The sequence below is a fragment of the Pseudomonas sp. TUM22785 genome, from assembly GCF_028198105.1.
GTDB lineage: Bacteria > Pseudomonadota > Gammaproteobacteria > Pseudomonadales > Pseudomonadaceae > Metapseudomonas > Metapseudomonas solani.
Window position 1 is genome coordinate 4,320,622 of record NZ_CP116239.1, and the last position, 18,416, is coordinate 4,339,037.

Genomic DNA, 18,416 nt, shown 5'->3' on the forward strand with positions numbered 1-18,416 from the left:
ATGCCGCCCGCCTGGGGACTCGAACGTCCAGATGCCCCAGGCGAGCGGATTATTCGAACGCCGGACTTGCCGCAGCGACAAAAATTACGCAGAGTGTAAATAGATTATGAAAACAATAGCGTCAGCGGTGAGCCTGCCGACCGACGCCCTGCCCTGCGAGTGCCCGCCATGGACCTCTACACCTATTACCGCTCCACCTCGTCCTATCGCGTACGCATCGCGCTTGCGCTGAAGGACCTGGAGGTCCAGCACCTGCCGGTCAACCTGATCCGCGACGGCGGCGAACACCGCCAGCCCGAGTACCGCGCGATCAACCCCCAGGGCCGCGTCCCCGCCCTGCGCACCGACTCCGGCGAGGTGCTGATCCAGTCCCCCGCCATCATCGAATACCTCGAAGAGACCCACCCGCGACCGGCCCTGCTGCCCGGCGATGCGCTGCAGCGCGCACGCCAGCGCCAGGTCGCCGCGCTGATCGGCTGCGACATCCACCCGCTGCACAACGTCGCCGTGCTCAACCGCCTGCGCCAGCTGGGCACCGACGAGGATGGCGTGAACGCCTGGATCGTCCACTGGATCAGCGAAGGCCTGGCCGCCGTCGAAGCGCTGATCGGCGACGATGGTTTCTGCTTCGGCACCGAGCCGGGGCTGGCGGACGTCTACCTGCTGCCCCAGCTCTACGCCGCCCGACGCTTTGCCGTAGACCTGGCGCCCTACCCGCGTATCCTCAGGGTTGAGCGCCTGGCCCTGGAACACCCGGCCTTCCGCAAGGCCCACCCGGACGCCCAGGCCGACAAGCCGGCCTGAGGAGCACACATGCAGACCCTCGGTTTCAAAGTGACCATCGGCGACTTCCTCGCCCGCAGCGTGCGCGGCGTTCCCTGCGCGCCACCGCCCCTTGCCTGAATCGACGCCACACCGACTTTCATCCGATTCAGGCGCCGCCGCGCGCCACTGCAAGGAGCCAGAACATGGCCGACATCTTTGAAAACCCCATGGGCCTGATGGGCTTCGAATTCATCGAGCTGGCATCGCCGGTGCCCAACCTGCTGGAACCCATCTTCGCCAGCATGGGCTTCACCAAGGTGGCCACCCACCGCTCCAAGGACGTGCATCTCTATCGCCAGGGCGAGATCAACCTGATCCTCAACAACGAGCCGAAGAGCGCCGCCTCCTATTTCGCCGCCGAGCACGGCCCCTCCGTGTGCGGCATGGCCTTCCGTGTGAAGAACGCGCACAAGGCCTATGCCCGCGCCCTGGAGCTGGGCGCCCAGCCGATCGAGATCCCCACCGGCCCGATGGAGCTGCGCCTGCCGGCGATCAAGGGCATCGGCGGCGCGCCGCTGTACCTGATCGACCGCTTCGGCGAAGGCTCGTCCATCTACGACATCGACTTCGAGTTCATCGAAGGCGTGGAGCGCAACCCCAGGGGCGCCGGGCTGAAGATCATCGACCACCTCACCCACAACGTGTATCGCGGTCGCATGGCCTACTGGGCGGACTTCTACGAGAAGCTGTTCAACTTCCGCGAGATCCGCTACTTCGACATCAAGGGCGAGTACACCGGCCTGACCTCCAAGGCCATGACCGCGCCGGACGGCATGATCCGCATCCCGCTCAACGAGGAATCCTCCAAGGGCGCCGGGCAGATCGAGGAATTCCTCATGCAGTTCAACGGCGAGGGCATCCAGCACGTGGCCTTCCTCACCGACGACCTGGTGAAGACCTGGGACGAGCTCAAGGCCCTGGGCATGCGCTTCATGACCGCACCGCCGGCCACCTACTACGAGATGCTCGAAGGCCGCATCCCCAACCATGGCGAGAAGGTGGAGCGACTGCAGAGCCGTGGCATCCTGCTGGACGGCTCCACCGAGGCCAACGACCGCCGCCTGCTGCTGCAGATCTTCTCGGAAACCCTGATGGGCCCGGTGTTCTTCGAGTTCATCCAGCGCAAGGGCGACGACGGTTTCGGCGAGGGCAACTTCAAGGCCCTGTTCGAGTCCATCGAACGCGACCAGATCCGCCGGGGCGTGCTCACCACCGAGTGAGTCACCGCCGTAACGAAAAAGCCCGCATCAGCGGGCTTTTTCATGGGGTCGCAGGTCTGCCTGTGGGAGCGGTTTCAACCGCGAAGCGCATCGCGAGTAAACATCCACGTTCTTAGAACGTGGCTTTGCTTTTGGCCCCCTAGAAGGGGGCGCAATCAGACCTCGGAGCATGCAGCCGCCACTCACTCCGGACGTAGGGTGTGCTGCGCGCACCTCGGACTCGCCGGAAGCACCGCGCGGAGGTGCGCACGGCACACCCTACGGCACGCGTTCATCCTGTCGAGTCCTCAGCCGCGCTGATCCGCATGGGTTTCGCTTCGCTCTACGCCATCCTACGAAAGCCGCCGCTACGTGCACGTTAGGTTAGTGCGCACATCAATGTGTGGATTTGAGCGAGGAAAGTTGGAGCAGCCGCCAACGCCCCTCCAGGAGGCCGAACGCAGTCGTTGCGCCGGGGGACGAGCGGCATGGATGCCGCGAGAGGCGCGCCAGGCCATGGATGGCCCATCGCGCCGGCCCCCAGAGCAACGATGGAGTGAGGGAACCCCGGCGAAGCCGGGGCCGGATGACGGGGCAAGCCTCTTTGGTTTCTTTCTTGGCGACTGAAGAAAGAGACTCGCCCGGGTGGGCGAAACCAGAAATATCACCAGAGCACGACAATCAGCTGGGCTCAATTCTTCTAGCAACACTTAACGCAGACAGAGCCAATAAATTCCCACAACAGGGCGGTGAACCACGCTCAAACGGGACGAACACCCGCCATGCGCGCAGTGATGGATTCCGCCGCCTGCTTCAGCAACTGCGCTGCGCGGCCACTGGTTTCGGCCTGGAAGCCGCTGGCGGCACCGACCACGGTGATCACCCCGGCGATCTGCTCGCCCACGGCGAACACCGGTGCGGAAAGCGCATTCACCCCCGGCATCAGCAGGCCGTGCACGTGGTGCAGGCCGCTCGCACGGATCTCGGCGATCTGCTTGCGCAGCGCCTTGGCGCCGGGCACGCCGGGCAGGTTCGCCTCCTCCTCGCGCAGCGGCGCCGTCTCGGCGTCGGGCAGGTAGCTGGCGAACACCAGGCCGGTGGAAGATCCCAGCAGCGGCAGCACCGAACCCACGCGGGTGACCAGGGTCACCGCCCGCAGCGGCTGCTCGACGTGCACCACGGTGGGCCCCTTGTTGCCCCAGACGGCGAGGAAGCAGGTCTCGTTGAGCGCATCTCGCAGCTCCGACAGCTGCGCCGTGGCGGCACGCACCACATCCAGCCGGCCGATGGCGGCGAGGCCGACGAACAGTGCCTCCGGCCCCAGGCCGTAGTGGTTGGTGGCCACATCCTGCTCGGCAAAGCCGCTGGCGATCAGCGCCTGCAGGTAGCGGTGGACCTTGGCCGCCGGCATGCCGACGTGCTCGGCCAGGCGAGACAGGGAGGTGGCCGGCGCCAGGTCGGCGAGCCCCTTGAGAATCTCGGTGCCGACTTCGGCCGCCTGTACTTTCTGCCGCTTGGGCGCCTCGGCGTCGTCCCGTTGGATGGCCATCTACTACCTCGGTTGGCAATGGAGGCGCTGTTATAGCTTGACCCTCTCAGGCTTTCAAATTACGTTATCCGTAATTCAATTACAAAAAACACAGAGGTTCTCATGAGCTCCTCACTGCCCCCCACCGCCCTCGCCTATCAATCCGGCTTCAACAACCAGTTCGCCAGCGAAGCCCTGCCGGGCGCCCTGCCCGTCGGGCAGAACTCGCCGCAGTGCGCGCCCTATGGCCTCTATGCCGAGCAGTTCTCCGGCACCGCCTTCACCGTTTCCCGCGCCGAGGCCCGTCGCACCTGGCTGTATCGCATCCGCCCGTCCGCCGCGCACCCGCGCTTCCAGCGCCTGGAGCGGCAGATCCCCGGTCGCCACGTGGGGCCGATCGACCCCAACCGCCTGCGCTGGGATGCCCATGACATCCCCGCCGAGCGCACCGATTTCATCGATGGCCTGCTGACCATCGCCGCCACCGCCGATGCCGAGCAGGCCTCCGGCGTCAGCGTGCACGTCTACCGTGCCAACGCCTCGATGCAGCGTGCCTTCCTCAATGCCGACGGCGAATGGCTGATCGTCCCCGAACAGGGCCGCCTGCGCCTGGTCACCGAGCTGGGGCTGCTGGACGTTGAGCCCCTGGAGATCGCGGTGATCCCCCGTGGCATGAAGTTCCGCGTCGAACTGCTGGACGACAGCGCCCGTGGCTACATCTGCGAGAACCACGGCGCCGCGCTGCGCATCCCGGACCTGGGCCCCATCGGCAGCAACGGCCTGGCCAACCCGCGCGACTTCCTCGCCCCGGTGGCCCACTACGAGGACAGCGACGCACCCGTGACCCTGGTGCAGAAGTTCCTCGGCGAGCTCTGGGCCGCCGAGCTGGACCACTCGCCCCTGGACGTGGTCGCCTGGCACGGCAACAACGTGCCCTACAAGTACGACCTGCGCCTGTTCAACACCATCGGCACGGTCAGCTACGACCACCCGGACCCGTCGATCTTCACCGTGCTGACCTCCCCGGGCGACTTCCCGGGCATGGCCAACGTCGACTTCGTGATCTTCCCGCCGCGCTGGATGGTGGCCGAGAAGACTTTCCGCCCGCCGTGGTTCCACCGCAACCTGATGAACGAATTCATGGGCCTGATCCAGGGCGCCTACGACGCCAAGGCCGGCGGCTTCACCCCCGGCGGCGCCTCGCTGCACAACTGCATGAGCGCCCACGGCCCGGACAACGCCAGCACCACCGCCGCCATCGCCGCGGAACTCAAGCCGCACAAGCTCGATCACACCATGGCGTTCATGTTCGAAACCGGCCGCGTGCTGCGCCCCACCCGCTACGCCCTGGAGTGCCCGCAGCTGCAGAACGACTACGATGCCTGCTGGAACGGCATGGCCAAGACCTTCAACGGCAGGAACTGACCGATGACCCAGAATGACAACCGCCGCAGCTGGATAGCCTCGGCCAACGAACACCCCGACTTCCCCCTGCAGAACCTGCCCCTGGGCATCTTCAGCCCGGTGGGCGGCACCCCGCGCGGCGGCGTCGCCATCGGCGAGCAGGTCTTCGACCTCAAGGTCGCCACCACCACCGGCCTGTTCGAAGGTGAAGCGGCCGACGCCGCGCGCGTCGCCGCCGGGGAAGACCTCAACGCCTTCTTCGCCCTGGGCGCCAACGCCCGCCGCGCCCTGCGCCGCCAGCTGCAGGACCTGCTCGCCGAAGGCAGCCCCGCCCAGGCACGCCTGGAAGCCCTGGGCGCCGAGCTGCTGCCGGCCGCTGCCGACTGCCAGCTGCACCTGCCGGCGCGCATCGGCGACTACACCGACTTCTACGTGGGCATCCACCACGCCAACAACGTCGGCCGCCTGTTCCGCCCGGACAACCCGCTGCTGCCCAACTACAAGTACGTGCCCATCGGCTACCACGGCCGCGCGTCCACCGTGTGTGTGTCCGGTACCCCGGTGCACCGCCCCAACGGCCAGACCCTGCCGCCGGGCGCCGAGGTGCCGAACTTCGGCCCCAGCAAGCGCCTGGACTACGAACTGGAGCTGGGCATCTGGATCGGCCAGGGCAACGCCATGGGCGATGCCATCGCCATTGGCGAGGCGGAGCAGCACATCGCCGGCTACTGCCTGCTCAACGACTGGTCCGCGCGTGACCTGCAGGCCTGGGAATACCAGCCGCTGGGCCCCTTCCTGGCGAAGAACTTCGCCACCAGCGTATCGCCCTGGGTGGTAACAGCCGAGGCCCTGGAGCCCTTCCGCACCGCCCAGCCGGCACGCCCGGAAGGCGACCCGCAGCCGCTGCCCTACCTGCTGGATGCCAATGACCAGGCCCGTGGTGCCTTCGACATCCAGCTGGAGGTGCTGCTGCAGACCGCCGCCATGCGCGAGCGCGGCCAGCAGCCGCAACGCCTGGCCCTGAGCAACACCCAGCACATGTACTGGACCGTGGCGCAGCTGGTGGCGCACCACGCGGTGGGCGGCTGCAAGCTGCAACCGGGCGACCTGTTCGGCTCCGGCACCCTGTCCGGCCCGGAAGCCGACGCCTTCGGCAGCCTGCTGGAGAGCACCTTCGGCGGCAAGCAGCCGCTGTCCCTGGCAAGCGGCGAGCAGCGCACCTTCCTGGAAAGCGGTGACGAGGTGATCCTGCGCGCCTGGTGCGAGGGCGAAGGCCGGGTGCGCATCGGCTTCGGCGAGTGCCGCGGCCGGGTGCTCTGAGTTTCAACGCGGGCCCTCCCGGGCCCGCGCCTGTTCAGGCCAGCCCGCGCAGGGCCAGGGCCGCCATCCCCAGCAGCAACACCCCGCACAGCCCGTGGCTGACCCGATGCCAGGTCGGCGAGCTGTTGCGCCGCAGCCAGTCCACCAGCGCCGCACAGAGGAAGCAGCAGGCCAACGAGGCGGTCATGAAGCCGGCGAAGAACACGCTGGTCTGGGCCAGGTCCGGCGCACCGCCGACGATGCCCGCCATGGCCGTACCGAGGGCGCCCCAGTAGACGATGTTCTTCGGGTTGGTCAGCGAGATCGCCGCGCCGGTGAGCAGTGCACCGCGATCCTCATGCGCCTCCGCTTCGCCCTCCTCCGGCAGTTGCCAGGCATCGCGCAGGCTGCGCAGCCCGAGCCAGGCCAGGTAGGCCGCGCAGGCCAGGGTCAGCGGCAGGCGCACCTGGTCCTGCCCCAGCAGCAGGGTCAGCCCTGCCAGGCCGAGCACCGCCCAGACCGCGTCGCCCACCAGGGAACCGAATTGCACCAGCAGCGCCGGGCGGAAGCCATGCAGCAGCCCACGGCGCAGGGTTTCGGCAAGCACGGCGCCGGGGGACAGGCAGAAGACCACGCCGAAGACGAAGGCCGAGCAGAACAGCAGGAGCATGCAAACCTCGAACGATGCAGGGGAGCGGATGGGCGCATTCTGCCCGGCCCCGCGCCCATGGACTTGAACAGGATTGCACTCAGGCGTTGAGCAGGCGCTTCATCTCGCCGGGGGTGATGCCGTAGGCGGCACGGAAGTGGCGGTTGAGGTGGCTCTGGTCGGCGAAACCCAGGGCGTGCGCGGCATCGGTGGCCGACCAGCCCGCGCGCAGCAGGCCACGGGCACGGCGGGTGCGCAGTTGCATGGCCCATTGCCGGGGGCTGAGGCCGGTGTGTTTCTGGAAAGCACGCAACAGGTGGAACTTGCACAGGCCCAGTTCGGTGGCCAGTTCGTCGAGGCTCGGGCTGTCCTGCAGGCGCTCGGCCAGCAGTTCCTGCACCCGCGCCATCGGCCCCACGCCTACCGCTGCCACATCCGGCAGGGGCCCAGCAGTGCGCTGCACCAGGTGCCCGAGCCACAGCAGCAGGCGCTCCTCCGCGCGTTCGCGCACCAGGGCATCGCCACCCAGCGCCCGCTCCACCGCATCAGCCAGGCTGGCGGCGAGGTCGGGCTGGTGGCTGCAGGCCTGCTGGAACTCTACCCGCGCCAGGCCCAGGTCATCGGCCAGTTGCTCGGCGGTGACGTAGAGGCCGACATAGCGCCAGGGCTCGCCCTCCTTCACCCCGCCGCCCTGGATCTGCCCCGGGTTGTAGAGAGTGATGTCGCCCGCGCCGGCGCGGAAGCTGCGCCGGTCCAGCCACACCTGCTCCTCGCCCACCAGGTTCACGCCGATGACGCATTCGTCGTGGCTGTGCTTGGCGAAGGCGTGGCCGCTGCCGCTGTTGCTGGCGATTTCCAGGCGGCCGAGAAAGGCCTGTCGGCTGTGGAGCATGGTGGGAACTCGGGATCGGGAGGCGCCGAGCATAACGCCCCGGCGATTCAGCCGGCCAGGGCCATCGCCCCGCGCAGCAGCGAATGCGTCCCCAGGCCCAGCAAGCCGAGGAAGAACAGCCGGCGGAACATGGCCTCGCTCAGGCGCCGGCGGATGCGCTGGCCGATCTCCAGGCCCAGCAGTGCCGGCAGCAGCATCAGCCAGGTGAGGCCGAGGTCCAGGCTCTGGCTGCCGCCGTGAATGAACAGGCCCAGGCCCAGCGCCAGGGTGGAGACGGTGAAGGACAGGCCCAGGGCTTGGATCAGCGCCTCACGCGGCAACCCCAGGGCCTGCAGGTAGGGCACCGCCGGGATCACGAAGACGCCGGTAAGGCCCGTCACCAGACCGGTGAGCAGCCCCGCCAGCGCAGACCAGGCGCCTTCGCGGCTCTTCGGGGCCGGCGGGCGGATGGACAGCAGCCCGAGCGCGCCGTAGGCCAGCAGGCAGGCCCCGAGCGCGACGGGAATCCAGGGGCTGGCGGACTCCACCAGCCAGCGCGTGGTCACCAGGGTGCCCAGGGTCAGCGTCAGCAGCAGCGGCCACAGGCGACGCAGCAACGGCAACAGGGCCGGGCCGGCGAACAGCTGCCAGAGGTTGGTCAGAAGCGAAGGCACCAGCAGCAGCGCGGAGGCCTCGCCCGGCGTCATCACCACCGCCAGCAGGCCCATCGCCACGGTGGGCAGGCCCATGCCGAGCACGCCCTTGACCAGGCCGGCGAGCAGGAAAACCAGGGCACTGAAAAGCAGCAGCATATCGATCAACACACAGAAGAATGGCTTTAGCTTGCGCGCTGCCGCGCCAGGGCTGAATCTGTGATTCCCGAGCCCAGGCTACGCCCTGGACGAAGCCTGGAAACCCGCGATGCGCTACGACCTGATCGACCTCAAGCTGTTCCTCGACATCCTCGACGCCGGCAGCATCACCCACGGCGCCGAGCGCAGCCACCTGGCCCTGGCCTCGGCCAGCGCGCGCCTCAAGGGGCTGGAGGAAAGCCTCGGCACGCCGCTGTTCGAGCGCCAGCGTCATGGCGTACGCCCTACCCCGGCAGGCCGCGCCCTGGCCCATCACGCCCGCGCGGTGACGCACCAGCTGGAGCTGATGGCCGATGAGCTGGGCGACTTCGCCACGGGCCTGCGCGCCCGGGTGCGCCTGCTGGGCAATACCGCCGCCCTGGCCGAGCACCTGCCCGGCGTGCTCGGCGACTTCCTGCTCATGCACCCGCTGATCGACCTGGATATCGAGGAAAAGCCCAGCCACGCCATAGTCGAGGCGCTGACCCGGGGCCAGGCGGACCTGGGCGTGCTGGCCGATAGCACCGACATGGCCGGCCTGGAGGCGCGCCCCTTCCGCGTCGACCGCCTGCTGCTGGTGACGCGCCTGGATGACGGCAGCCTCGACGGCGACGGGCCGCTGCACTTCGAGCAGTTGCTCGGCCGCGCCTTCGTCGGCCTGGGCCGTGACAACCCGCTGCAACAGCACATCGCCGGCAAGGCGCTCAACGCCGGTCGCCACCTGGAGCTGCGCCTGCGGGTCAGCGATTTCGATACGGTCTGCAGCCTGGTGGCCCGTGGCGTGGGCATCGCCCTGGTGCCCGAGGCGGCGCTGCAGCGCGCCAGGGACCGTCACGCGCTGCGCGCCCTGCCCCTGGCCGATGCCTGGGCCACCCGCCACCTGCACCTCTGCGCCATGCGCTTCGACGCCCTGACCCCCCCTGCCGCGCGCCTGGCGCAGGCGCTGCTCGCCGGATAACGGGCAAAGAAAAGGCCGCCCGGAGGCGGCCGCAAATGAATCAGGAGCACGATGTGTAGCGCCGAGACTAGGGCGCGATGGCTACCGAATCATGTCGGCGTCATGACCATTGCGTGACGGGCGCCCAGCAGGCGCTCCCGGCCAGGGCGGTCTAACCTTCGTCCCCGTACCCGCAACCGTGGAGAACCCCATGCGATCGATCAAGCACCTGCTGGGCGGCGCCCTGCTCGCCGCCACCCTGTTGAGCCAGGGCGCAACGGCGGACCAGCGCGAGCCGATCCATTTCGGCGACCTGACCTGGGAAAGCGGCAGCCTGATCACCGAGATCCTCCGGCTGGTGGTCGAGAAGGGCTACGGCTACCCGACGGACACCCTGCCCGGCAGCACCGTCAGCCTGGAAGCCGCGCTGGCCCAGGACGACATCCAGGTCATCGCCGAGGAATGGCCGGGGCGCAGCCCGGTGTGGATCAAGGCGGAGCAGGAAGGCAAGGTGTTCGCCCTCGGCGATATCGTCAAGAACGCCGACGAAGGCTGGTGGGTGCCGGCCTATGTGATCGAAGGCGACGCCGAGCGCGGAATCGAGGCGGTGGCGCCGGAGCTGCGCTCGGTGCAGGACCTGGCGCGCTACAAGGCGGTGTTCCGCGACCCGGAGTCACCGAACAAGGGGCGCTTCCTCAACAGCCCGACCGGCTGGACCTCCGAAGGCGTCAACAGCCAGAAGCTCAAGGCCTATGGGCTCGAGGGCAGCTACAACAACTTCCGCACCGGCTCCGGAGCGGCCCTGGACGCGGAGATCACCTCGGCCATCCGTCGCGGCCAGCCGGTGCTGTTCTACTACTGGTCGCCGACGCCCCTGCTGGGCCGCTACAAGCTGATCAAGCTGGAAGAGCCGCCCTTCGATGCCGACGCCTGGAAGACCCTGGCCGACGCCAGCCACCCCAACCCACGCGGCACCCGCTCGCTGCCCGCGCGCCTGGCCATAGGCGTTTCCGCCTCCTTTCGCCAGCGCTACCCGCAATTGGCGGAGATGTTCGCCAAGGTGGACCTGCCCATCGACGGCCTGAACCAGGCACTGGCAACCATGAGCGAGAAACGCCAGCCACCCCGCGACGCCGCGCGCGACTACCTGCGCGCCCATCCCGATGCCTGGAAGAACTGGCTGCCCGAAGAGGCCCGCACCAAGGTGGCTGCCGGGCTCTGAGGGGCAAATGACGCACAAACGAAAACGCCGCTCGAATGAGCGGCGTTTTCGTTTAACTGGAGCGGGAAACGAGACTCGAACTCGCGACCCCGACCTTGGCAAGGTCGTGCTCTACCAACTGAGCTATTCCCGCGTGAAACTGGCGTCCCCTAGGGGACTCGAACCCCTGTTACCGCCGTGAAAGGGCGGTGTCCTAGGCCACTAGACGAAGGGGACAGGTAAAACCTGGCAAGCATCGCTTGTGAAACTGGAGCGGGAAACGAGACTCGAACTCGCGACCCCGACCTTGGCAAGGTCGTGCTCTACCAACTGAGCTATTCCCGCATGAAACTGGCGTCCCCTAGGGGACTCGAACCCCTGTTACCGCCGTGAAAGGGCGGTGTCCTAGGCCACTAGACGAAGGGGACAAACAACACTCAACAAGCATTGCTTGAAAATCTGGAGCGGGAAACGAGACTCGAACTCGCGACCCCGACCTTGGCAAGGTCGTGCTCTACCAACTGAGCTATTCCCGCAATACAACTACATACAGCCAGAAAGTGGCGTCCCCTAGGGGACTCGAACCCCTGTTACCGCCGTGAAAGGGCGGTGTCCTAGGCCACTAGACGAAGGGGACGCGGCCCGGAGCTTACAACAGCTATGACGCTTTCTTCCGGCCTTCGCCGCTTTTGCCCTCAGGCTTCGCGTCGAAGTGGCGCGCATTCTAGGGAGCGTTTTGGCACCCGTCAACCCTTCGACAAAAAACTTTTAAAATCAACGAGTTCAGGGCAAAAACTGACACGGAGCTATCAGCAGGGTGGCCAACCCTCTACACTCCCGCAGAAAACGCACACGGGAGCTGTATAAAGATGTCGCCACTCGTGATCACCCTGATGGTGATAGCCGGCATAGCGGTACTGCTGATCATCGGCTACGCCAACCATATGGTGGAGAACAGCAAGCTGGAGAAAGCCCGGCTGCGCGCCGACCTCATCGACAGGTTGCGCCGCACCAGCATCCTCTCCGAAAGCCTGCCCGGCCAGTTCATGACCCCCGCGCTGAAGCTGCAGCTGACCCGCCTGCAATTGCTCTTCTGCGAGCGCCTGTTGCCCCTGGACAAAAGCAACGCCCAGCTCAAGGTCCAGGCCGAGGAACTGCGGGGCCTGGTGGCCCTGGGCGAAGGGATGCCGATCCGCAACGCGCCGCTGAAGATCAGCAACGAAGCCCAGGCCAAGGAAATCCGCTTCCAGCTGGAATCCCTGCACGGCCAGCTGACCCGCTCGGCCAAGGATGGCTTCATGCCCGTCAACGATGCCAAGCGCTGGGTCAACGAAATCCGCGGCATGCTGGTGCAGCTGCATATCGAGTTCTTCACCAACCTCGGCCTGCAGGCCCTGCAGGAAGGCCAACCGCGCCAGGCCCGCCTGGCCTTCGAGCGTGGCGTGCAGTACCTGCAGAAGCAGCCGGAGCCCGCCCGCTACCAGAACCAGTTGCAGCAGTTGCAGAACCAGCTGGCCCGCGCCAACGCCCTGGCCCTGGACAAGCCGCCGGCCGCCGATGAGCCGAGCGAGCTCGGGGATGCCCTGAAATCCCTGGACGACGAAGACACCTGGAAGAAGAAGAACATCTACGACTGACAGCCCGGCCCCGCTCAGACAAGGACACCCACGATGAGCATTACCCTCTACGGCGCCCCGCTCTCCCCCTTCGTGCGCAAGGTGCGCTTGTTCCTCCTGGAAAAGGGCATCGATTACCAGCTGGAAATCATCACGCCCTTCGGCCAGCCCGCCTGGTACCGGGAGCTGAACCCGCTGGGGCGCATCCCGGCGATGCGCGACGGTGATTTCACCCTCGCCGACTCCAGCGTCATCTGCCAGTACCTGGAAGAAAAGCACCCCGAACTGGCACCGCTCTATGGCCGCGATGCCCAGCAGCGCGCCCGGGTGCGCTGGCTGGAGAAGTACGCCGACTACGAGCTGGCACCGCTGACCACCTTCTGCGTGTTCCGCAACCGTGCGCTGAAGCCGACCATGGGCCAGCCCTGCGACGAAGCAGCCGTACAAGCGGCGCTGCAGGACAAGCTGCCCCAGCACTTCAACTACCTGGAAAAGACCCTGCGCGATGCCGAGTACTTCGTCGGTGACGAGCTGACCCTGGCGGACCTGGCGCTGTGCTGCCAGCTGATCAACATGGAGCACGGCACCGAGCTGCTGGACAGCGGCCGCTGGCCGGCCCTGGCCGCCCACTACCAGCGCATCCGTGCGCGGGAGTCGGTGCAGACGGTATTGCCCGGCGAGCAACGGACCCTGGCCAAGCTCAGCGGCGCGGCCTGACCGCCCTGCCCCGCAGAAACGAAAAAGCCCGGCACTTGCCGGGCTTTTTCATGGCGCGACCGATCAGCAGTCGGTCAGGCGCAGGAAGATCGCCGCCAGGTTCTCGATGCCGGCCTGGTCCGCCTCACTGAAGCGGCCAACGCTCGGGCTGTCGAGGTCGAGCACACCGATCAGCGCACCGTCCTTCACCAGGGGCACCACCAGCTCGCTGTTGGACGCGCTGTCACAGGCGATATGCCCGGGGAAGGCGTGCACGTCCTCCACGCGCTGGGTCTCGCGGGTGCGCGCGGCGGCGCCACACACACCCCGACTGAACGGAATGCGCACGCAGGCGACCTTGCCCTGGAAGGGGCCAAGCACCAGCTGCTCCTGCTTGTTCAGGTAGAAGCCCGCCCAGTTCAGCTCCGGCAGCTCGTTATAGAGGAAGGCCGAGAATTGCGAGGCGTTGGCGATGAAGTCGCGCTCGTCGGCGAGCAACGACTCCAGCTGGGCGGCCAGCAGGGCATAGCCCTCGAGGCCGGCACCGGCCTGTTGCAGGTCGATCATCGGGAAGTCTCCAGCAGCGCCCGGCCAACCCATTGGCGGGCGAATTGATAGGCACAACGGCCATTGCGGTTGCCACGCCCGAGGGCCCAGCGGATGGCCGCTTTTTCCAACTCTTCATTCCATTCCCAGGCCAGGTCACGGGGCGCCAGGGTCTCGATCCAGTGGCGCACCACGGCCAGGAAGTGCTCCTGGGTGAAGGGGTAGAAGGACAACCAGAGGCCGAAGCGGTCGGACAGGGCGATCTTGTCTTCCACCGCCTCATTGGGGTGCAGCTCGCCGTCGACCATCTGCCAATGCTCGTTGTCGCTCTGCTTCTCCGGCACCAGGTGGCGGCGGTTGGAGGTGGCGTAGAGCAGCACGTTGTCCGGCGCGCGCTCCAGCGAGCCGTCGAGCACGCTCTTGAGTACGCGGTAGTCGCCCTCACCAGCCTCGAAGGAGAGGTCGTCGCAGAACATCACGAAACGCTGCGGCAGCTTGGCCACCTGCTCCACCACGCGCGGCAGGTCGGCGAGGTGGTCGCGCTCGATCTCGATCAGGCGCAGGCCGGCACCGGCGTGCTCGGCCAGCAGCGCACGCACCAGTGAGGATTTACCCGTGCCACGGGCGCCCCAGAGCAACGCATGGTTGGCCGGCAGGCCATCGACGAACTGGCGGGTGTTGCGCGCCAGCTGCTCGCGCTGGGCATCGACGCCGATCAGGTCGGTGAGGTTAAGATCCAGGCTCACCTGCAGGGGTTGCAGGTAACCGCCGCGCCCTTCGCGGTGCCAGCGGGCGGCGATGCAGTCCTGCCAGTCGATGGCCGGGCGCAGCGCCGGCAGCAGGGGATCGAGGCGCGCGAGTACCGCGTCGGCGCGCTCCAGGAAGTCGATCAAACGGGAATCCACAATAAACTCCTTGGTTCAGCTCGGAGAGCCGGGCTGTCAGCAGGTGGGATAGGCTATGCTTGGCAAGCCCACGGAACAAGGCCAAATCTTCACGCCCATGGATATCCCGCTAACCCAACGCCTGTCGTTCAAACAGGCCAGCATCACCGTGCTGGTGGCGTTCGTACTCGGGACCCTTCTCAGCATCATTCAGGTCGGCATCGACTACGCCAGCGAGAACGCCTCGCTGGAGCGCGAGATCAATGCGCTGCTGGAAATCAGCCACAACCCCGCCGCCCGCATCGCCTACAACATCGACGCCGAACTGGCCCAGGAACTGGTGCTGGGGCTGCTGCGTTCGCCGGCGGTGATCCGCGCCGAGATCATCGACAACAGCGGCACCGTGCTCGCCAGCGTCAGCCGCCCGCGCACCGAGAGCGACTACCGCATCTTCAGCGACTTCCTCTTCGGTGAGCGCCGAGATTTCCAGGACCCGCTCTACATCGCCCACGCCCCCGCGGAAACCCTGGGCCTGCTGCGCCTGGAAGTGGACACCTTCGCCTTCGGCAACCACTTCCTGCGGCGCTCCATGCTCACCCTGATCTCCGGGTTCGTGCGCAGCCTGCTGCTGTCGCTGATCCTCCTGGTGCTCTTCTACAGCATGCTCACCAAGCCGCTGGTGGGGCTGATCCGTGCCCTCAGCGAAGGCGACTCGCGCAGCCCGGTGGACAACCGCCTGCCCTGCCCCCCCGGCCACGAGCAGGACGAGATCGGCGTCCTGGTGGACGTGATCAACCGGCAACTGGCGAACCTCTTCGCCGAGATGGAGCAACGCCGCGACGCCGAAGACAGGCTCACCCAGTACCTGGCGGAGCTGGAGAACATCGTCTCGGCGCGCACCGCTGAACTGAAGGCCACCAACAGCCGCCTCAGCCAGTCCAACCAGGAGCTGGACATGGCCCGCACCCACGCCATTGAAACGGCCCAGGCCCGTGCCGCCTTCCTGGCCAACATGAGCCACGAGATCCGCACCCCGCTCAACGGCCTGCTGGGCATGCTCGCCCTGACCCTGGACAGCCCGCTGAACGCCGAGCAACGCCAGCAGCTCACCATCGCCCACGACTCCGGCAACGTGCTGGTGGAACTGCTCAACGACATCCTCGACCTGTCCAAGTTCGAGGCCGGCCAGCTGGAGCTGGAAGCCATCCCCTTCGACCTCGGCGTGCTGGTGGAAGACACCGCCAGCCTGCTGTCGCAGAACGCCGCCCCGGGCGTGGAGCTGAGCTGCCTGATCGACCCGCGCCTACCGGCCCTGGTGGTGGGCGACCCGACCCGCGTGCGCCAGATCGTCAGCAACCTGCTGTCCAACGCCCTCAAGTTCACCCGCTTCGGCCGCGTCGACCTGCGCGTCACGCCCACCGCCGAGGGCGTGCTGATCGGCGTCCGCGACACCGGCATCGGCATCTCCAGCGATGCCATGCCCAAGCTGTTCCAGCCCTTCGCCCAGGCCGGCGCCGGCATCACCCGGCAGTTCGGTGGCACGGGCCTCGGCCTCGCCCTCACCCGTCGGCTTTGCGAAGCCATGGACGGCACGCTGCAAGTGCGTTCCGAAGAAGGCATCGGCAGCCTGTTCAGTGCCGAACTGCCGCTGGCCAGCCATGCCGATGCCACGCCGGCACCGGCGCTGCAGGGGCGCGTCATCGCGCTGTGCGCCGCCGGTAGCGGCCTGGCCGAACTGCTGAAGACCTGGCTGCCGGCCTGGGGCATCAACTACCAACGAAGCGATGTCGATACCAGCCTGGCAGGCCAGGTGTTCGACCAGATCATCACCGACTCGCCGGAACAACTGCAGCGTCTGCGCGACGAGAGCGCGGCGCCGATCCTGCTAATCACCGGTTACGGCAACTTCCTCCAGGCCGAGCAGGCCACGCCCCTGGCGCCGCTGCAGCAACTGGCACGGCCGCTGGCCCGCTCGGCGCTCTACCAGGCACTGCGCCGCAGCCTGCAGCAGCTGCCGGACGAACCGGCGCCCAGCCCCACGCCCAAGCAACGCCTGGCGCGCTCGGCACGGGTGCTGCTGGTGGAAGACAACGCGGTGAACCAGCTGGTGGCCAAGGGCATGCTCGGCAAGCTGGGCTGTGAGGTGCTGGTCGCCGCCCATGGCGGGGAGGCGCTGCAGATGCTCGCGGAACACCCGGTGGACCTGGTGCTGATGGACTGCAACATGCCGATCATGGATGGCTATGAAGCCACCCGGCGCATCCGCCAGAGCGGCAACTGGCCGGGCCTGCCGGTGGTAGCGCTGACCGCCAACGCCCTGCCGGACGAACGCGAACGCTGCCGCGCCGCCGGCATGGACGACTACCTGGCCAAGCCCTTCCGCCGTGAAGAGCTGGTCGCCCTGCTGGACAACTGGCTGCCGACTACCCAGCCAGCCCAGTGAAGCGGCCGAGCAGCTCGGCCAGGCGACCGCGCAGCTCCACCATCTCGTTGAGGTCCAGACCGTTGCTGCACAGCAGTTCGGTGCGCAATGCCGATACCTGCTCGCGCAGCGCGATACCCGCTTCACTCAGCGCCAGGTGCACCTCGCGCTCGTCATGGGCCGCCCGACGGCGCTGCACGTGGCCGAGCTGTTCCAGGCGTTTCAGCAGCGGCGTGAGGGTGCCGGAATCCAGCATCAGGCGCTCCCCCAGGGCCTTGACCGTGGGTTGCTCGGGCGGCGCGGCATGCCACTCCCAGAGCACCAGCATGACCAGGTACTGCGGGTAGGTCAGGCCGAGCCGCTCCAGCATCGGCCGGTAGCCCCGGATCACTGCGCGCGACGCAGCGTACAGCTTGAAGCACAGCTGGTTGTCCAGCAGCAGGTCGGCGTCGGGCAGGGCTGGTGGGGTCATTTCAGCAGCGCTTCGATCTCGGTGGCCAGGTCTTCCGGCTTGGTGGTCGGCGCAAAACGCTTAACCTCGCGGCCTTCGCCATCGATCAGGAATTTGGTGAAGTTCCACTTGATACCCTTGCTGCCCAGCAGGCCCGGCGCGCGGCTTTTCAGTTCGACGTAGAGCGGATGGGCGTCGGCGCCATTGACGTCGATCTTCTTGAACAGCGGGAAGCTGACGCCGAAGTTCAACTCGCAGAACTCGGAGATGGCGCCCTCGTCGCCCGGCTCCTGCTTGCCGAACTGGTTGCAGGGGAAGCCGAGCACCACCAGCCCCTTGTCCTTGTATTGCTGCCAGATGCTCTCCAGCCCCTTGTACTGCGGGGTGAAGCCGCACTTGCTCGCGGTGTTGACCACCAGCACGGCCTTGCCGCCGAAGTCGGCGAGGGTCTTCTGCTCGCCCTTGATGGTGGTGACGGGGATATCGAAAAGCTTGCTGCTCATGGACTTTCACCTGGAGGAAGGAATGACGGCAGGAAGATAGCTTGCAATTAAATTGCACGCAATTTAATTACCACAAAAAAGACCCGCTCATTAGCGGGCCTTATGGATCAGGCTTCGCGCGGCACCAGCTTCAGCGATACCGAGTTGATGCAGTAGCGCAGCCCGGTCGGGCGCGGGCCATCCGGAAACACGTGGCCGAGGTGAGCGTCGCAGCGGGCGCAACGCACCTCGATACGGTGCATGCCGTGGCTGAAATCTTCCTTCTCGGCGACCGAGACGTCATCCACCGGCTGGAAGTAGCTCGGCCAGCCGCTGCCGGAGTCGTACTTGGCATCGGAGTCGAACAGCGCCGCCCCACAGCACGAGCAGTGGTAGATACCCGGCGTCTTGGTGCCGTTGTATTCCCCCGTGAAGGGGCGTTCGGTGCCCCCCAGGCGACAGACGTGGAACTGCGCTTCGCTCAGCTCTTCACGCCAGGATTCTAGGGGTTTGTCCAGCTTTTCCATGGGTCACCTCGGCTACGGAAAAAAGCCC

18 protein-coding genes and 6 tRNA genes are annotated in these 18,416 nt (G+C 67.0%); 9 read left to right on the forward strand and 15 right to left on the reverse strand.

The genetic code is table 11. The features are described from left to right. Positions 1-168 precede the first annotated feature (168 nt). Positions 169-804 carry a maleylacetoacetate isomerase gene (gene maiA, locus PI990_RS19545; protein ID WP_271658185.1) on the forward strand — a complete coding sequence of 212 codons (636 nt, stop codon included), beginning with the start codon at positions 169-171 and terminating at the stop codon, positions 802-804. 164 nt (positions 805-968) lie between these two features. Beyond that, positions 969-2,045: a 4-hydroxyphenylpyruvate dioxygenase gene (hppD, locus tag PI990_RS19550; RefSeq protein WP_021217994.1), complete on the forward strand. Its 1,077-nt coding sequence runs from the start codon at positions 969-971 to the stop codon at positions 2,043-2,045. Positions 2,046-2,784: 739 nt separating this feature from the next. On the opposite strand, the gene PI990_RS19555 is transcribed toward hppD, so the two are convergent. Further along, entirely contained in the window at positions 2,785-3,573 is a 789-nt protein-coding gene (locus tag PI990_RS19555; RefSeq protein WP_271658186.1) for an IclR family transcriptional regulator, read from the reverse strand. Positions 3,574-3,675: 102 nt separating this feature from the next. Between PI990_RS19555 and hmgA the strand changes: the two genes are divergently transcribed. After that, positions 3,676-4,977, forward strand: a complete 1,302-nt coding sequence (gene hmgA / locus PI990_RS19560; protein ID WP_271658187.1) for a homogentisate 1,2-dioxygenase — start codon at positions 3,676-3,678, stop codon at positions 4,975-4,977. A gap of 3 nt (positions 4,978-4,980) precedes the next feature. Next, positions 4,981-6,276: a fumarylacetoacetase gene (gene fahA / locus PI990_RS19565; RefSeq protein ID WP_271658188.1), complete on the forward strand. Its 1,296-nt coding sequence runs from the start codon at positions 4,981-4,983 to the stop codon at positions 6,274-6,276. A gap of 34 nt (positions 6,277-6,310) precedes the next feature. On the opposite strand, the gene PI990_RS19570 is transcribed toward fahA, so the two are convergent. The 3 genes from PI990_RS19570 to PI990_RS19580 form a co-directional block, all read right to left on the reverse strand. After that, the gene (locus PI990_RS19570; RefSeq protein WP_184488799.1) at positions 6,311-6,925 is read right to left on the reverse strand and encodes a LysE family transporter; all 615 of its coding nucleotides are present in this window, start codon (positions 6,923-6,925) and stop codon (positions 6,311-6,313) included. Positions 6,926-7,004: 79 nt separating this feature from the next. Then, entirely contained in the window at positions 7,005-7,796 is a 792-nt protein-coding gene (locus PI990_RS19575; protein ID WP_271658189.1) for an AraC family transcriptional regulator, read from the reverse strand. A gap of 47 nt (positions 7,797-7,843) precedes the next feature. Next, positions 7,844-8,587 (reverse strand): sulfite exporter TauE/SafE family protein, encoded by a 744-nt coding sequence (locus PI990_RS19580; RefSeq protein WP_271658190.1) that lies wholly within the window; start codon positions 8,585-8,587, stop codon positions 7,844-7,846. A gap of 109 nt (positions 8,588-8,696) precedes the next feature. Between PI990_RS19580 and PI990_RS19585 the strand changes: the two genes are divergently transcribed. Both PI990_RS19585 and PI990_RS19590 read left to right on the forward strand, forming a co-directional pair. After that, positions 8,697-9,584, forward strand: coding sequence for a LysR substrate-binding domain-containing protein (locus PI990_RS19585; protein ID WP_271658191.1), 888 nt, complete (start codon positions 8,697-8,699; stop codon positions 9,582-9,584). Between the two features lie 190 nt (positions 9,585-9,774). Next, entirely contained in the window at positions 9,775-10,785 is a 1,011-nt protein-coding gene (locus PI990_RS19590; RefSeq protein ID WP_271658192.1) for an ABC transporter substrate-binding protein, read from the forward strand. Between the two features lie 57 nt (positions 10,786-10,842). On the opposite strand, the gene PI990_RS19595 is transcribed toward PI990_RS19590, so the two are convergent. The 6 genes from PI990_RS19595 to PI990_RS19620 form a co-directional block, all read right to left on the reverse strand. Then, positions 10,843-10,918: transfer RNA gene (locus PI990_RS19595), tRNA-Gly, on the reverse strand. Positions 10,919-10,925: 7 nt separating this feature from the next. Further along, positions 10,926-11,001 (reverse strand) — tRNA-Glu (locus tag PI990_RS19600). Between the two features lie 32 nt (positions 11,002-11,033). After that, positions 11,034-11,109 (reverse strand) — tRNA-Gly (locus PI990_RS19605). A gap of 7 nt (positions 11,110-11,116) precedes the next feature. Beyond that, positions 11,117-11,192: transfer RNA gene (locus tag PI990_RS19610), tRNA-Glu, on the reverse strand. Positions 11,193-11,224: 32 nt separating this feature from the next. Further along, positions 11,225-11,300: transfer RNA gene (locus PI990_RS19615), tRNA-Gly, on the reverse strand. Positions 11,301-11,325: 25 nt separating this feature from the next. Then, positions 11,326-11,401 (reverse strand) — tRNA-Glu (locus PI990_RS19620). A gap of 232 nt (positions 11,402-11,633) precedes the next feature. On the opposite strand from PI990_RS19620, the gene PI990_RS19625 reads away from it, so the two are divergent. Together PI990_RS19625 and PI990_RS19630 are read left to right on the forward strand one after the other, a co-directional pair. Further along, positions 11,634-12,401, forward strand: a complete 768-nt coding sequence (locus PI990_RS19625; protein WP_271658193.1) for a hypothetical protein — start codon at positions 11,634-11,636, stop codon at positions 12,399-12,401. A gap of 33 nt (positions 12,402-12,434) precedes the next feature. Next, a complete protein-coding gene (locus tag PI990_RS19630) occupies positions 12,435-13,097 on the forward strand; it encodes a glutathione S-transferase family protein (RefSeq protein WP_271658194.1) in 663 nt (220 codons plus the stop codon). Between the two features lie 63 nt (positions 13,098-13,160). Here PI990_RS19630 and PI990_RS19635 read toward each other — a convergent pair whose 3' ends face one another. Together PI990_RS19635 and PI990_RS19640 are read right to left on the reverse strand one after the other, a co-directional pair. After that, positions 13,161-13,643 carry a GAF domain-containing protein gene (locus PI990_RS19635; protein ID WP_021217357.1) on the reverse strand — a complete coding sequence of 161 codons (483 nt, stop codon included), beginning with the start codon at positions 13,641-13,643 and terminating at the stop codon, positions 13,161-13,163. After that, positions 13,640-14,527: an ATP-binding protein gene (locus tag PI990_RS19640; RefSeq protein ID WP_021217358.1), complete on the reverse strand. Its 888-nt coding sequence runs from the start codon at positions 14,525-14,527 to the stop codon at positions 13,640-13,642. Before PI990_RS19640 ends, PI990_RS19635 begins: the two co-directional genes overlap by 4 nt. 97 nt (positions 14,528-14,624) lie before the next feature. Between PI990_RS19640 and PI990_RS19645 the strand changes: the two genes are divergently transcribed. Then, positions 14,625-16,949 carry a response regulator gene (locus tag PI990_RS19645; RefSeq protein ID WP_184488807.1) on the forward strand — a complete coding sequence of 775 codons (2,325 nt, stop codon included), beginning with the start codon at positions 14,625-14,627 and terminating at the stop codon, positions 16,947-16,949. Here PI990_RS19645 and PI990_RS19650 read toward each other — a convergent pair. From PI990_RS19650 to msrB, 3 genes are all read right to left on the reverse strand, one after another. Then, positions 16,930-17,400, reverse strand: a complete 471-nt coding sequence (locus PI990_RS19650; protein ID WP_271658195.1) for a MarR family winged helix-turn-helix transcriptional regulator — start codon at positions 17,398-17,400, stop codon at positions 16,930-16,932. The two genes, PI990_RS19645 and PI990_RS19650, sit on opposite strands and share 20 nt — an antisense overlap. Continuing rightward, positions 17,397-17,882, reverse strand: coding sequence for a glutathione peroxidase (locus tag PI990_RS19655; protein ID WP_184488809.1), 486 nt, complete (start codon positions 17,880-17,882; stop codon positions 17,397-17,399). The genes PI990_RS19650 and PI990_RS19655 overlap by 4 nt, the downstream gene beginning before the upstream one ends. 107 nt (positions 17,883-17,989) lie before the next feature. Next, positions 17,990-18,388, reverse strand: a complete 399-nt coding sequence (gene msrB, locus PI990_RS19660) for a peptide-methionine (R)-S-oxide reductase MsrB (protein WP_021217362.1) — start codon at positions 18,386-18,388, stop codon at positions 17,990-17,992. Between the last annotated feature and the right edge of the window lie 28 nt (positions 18,389-18,416).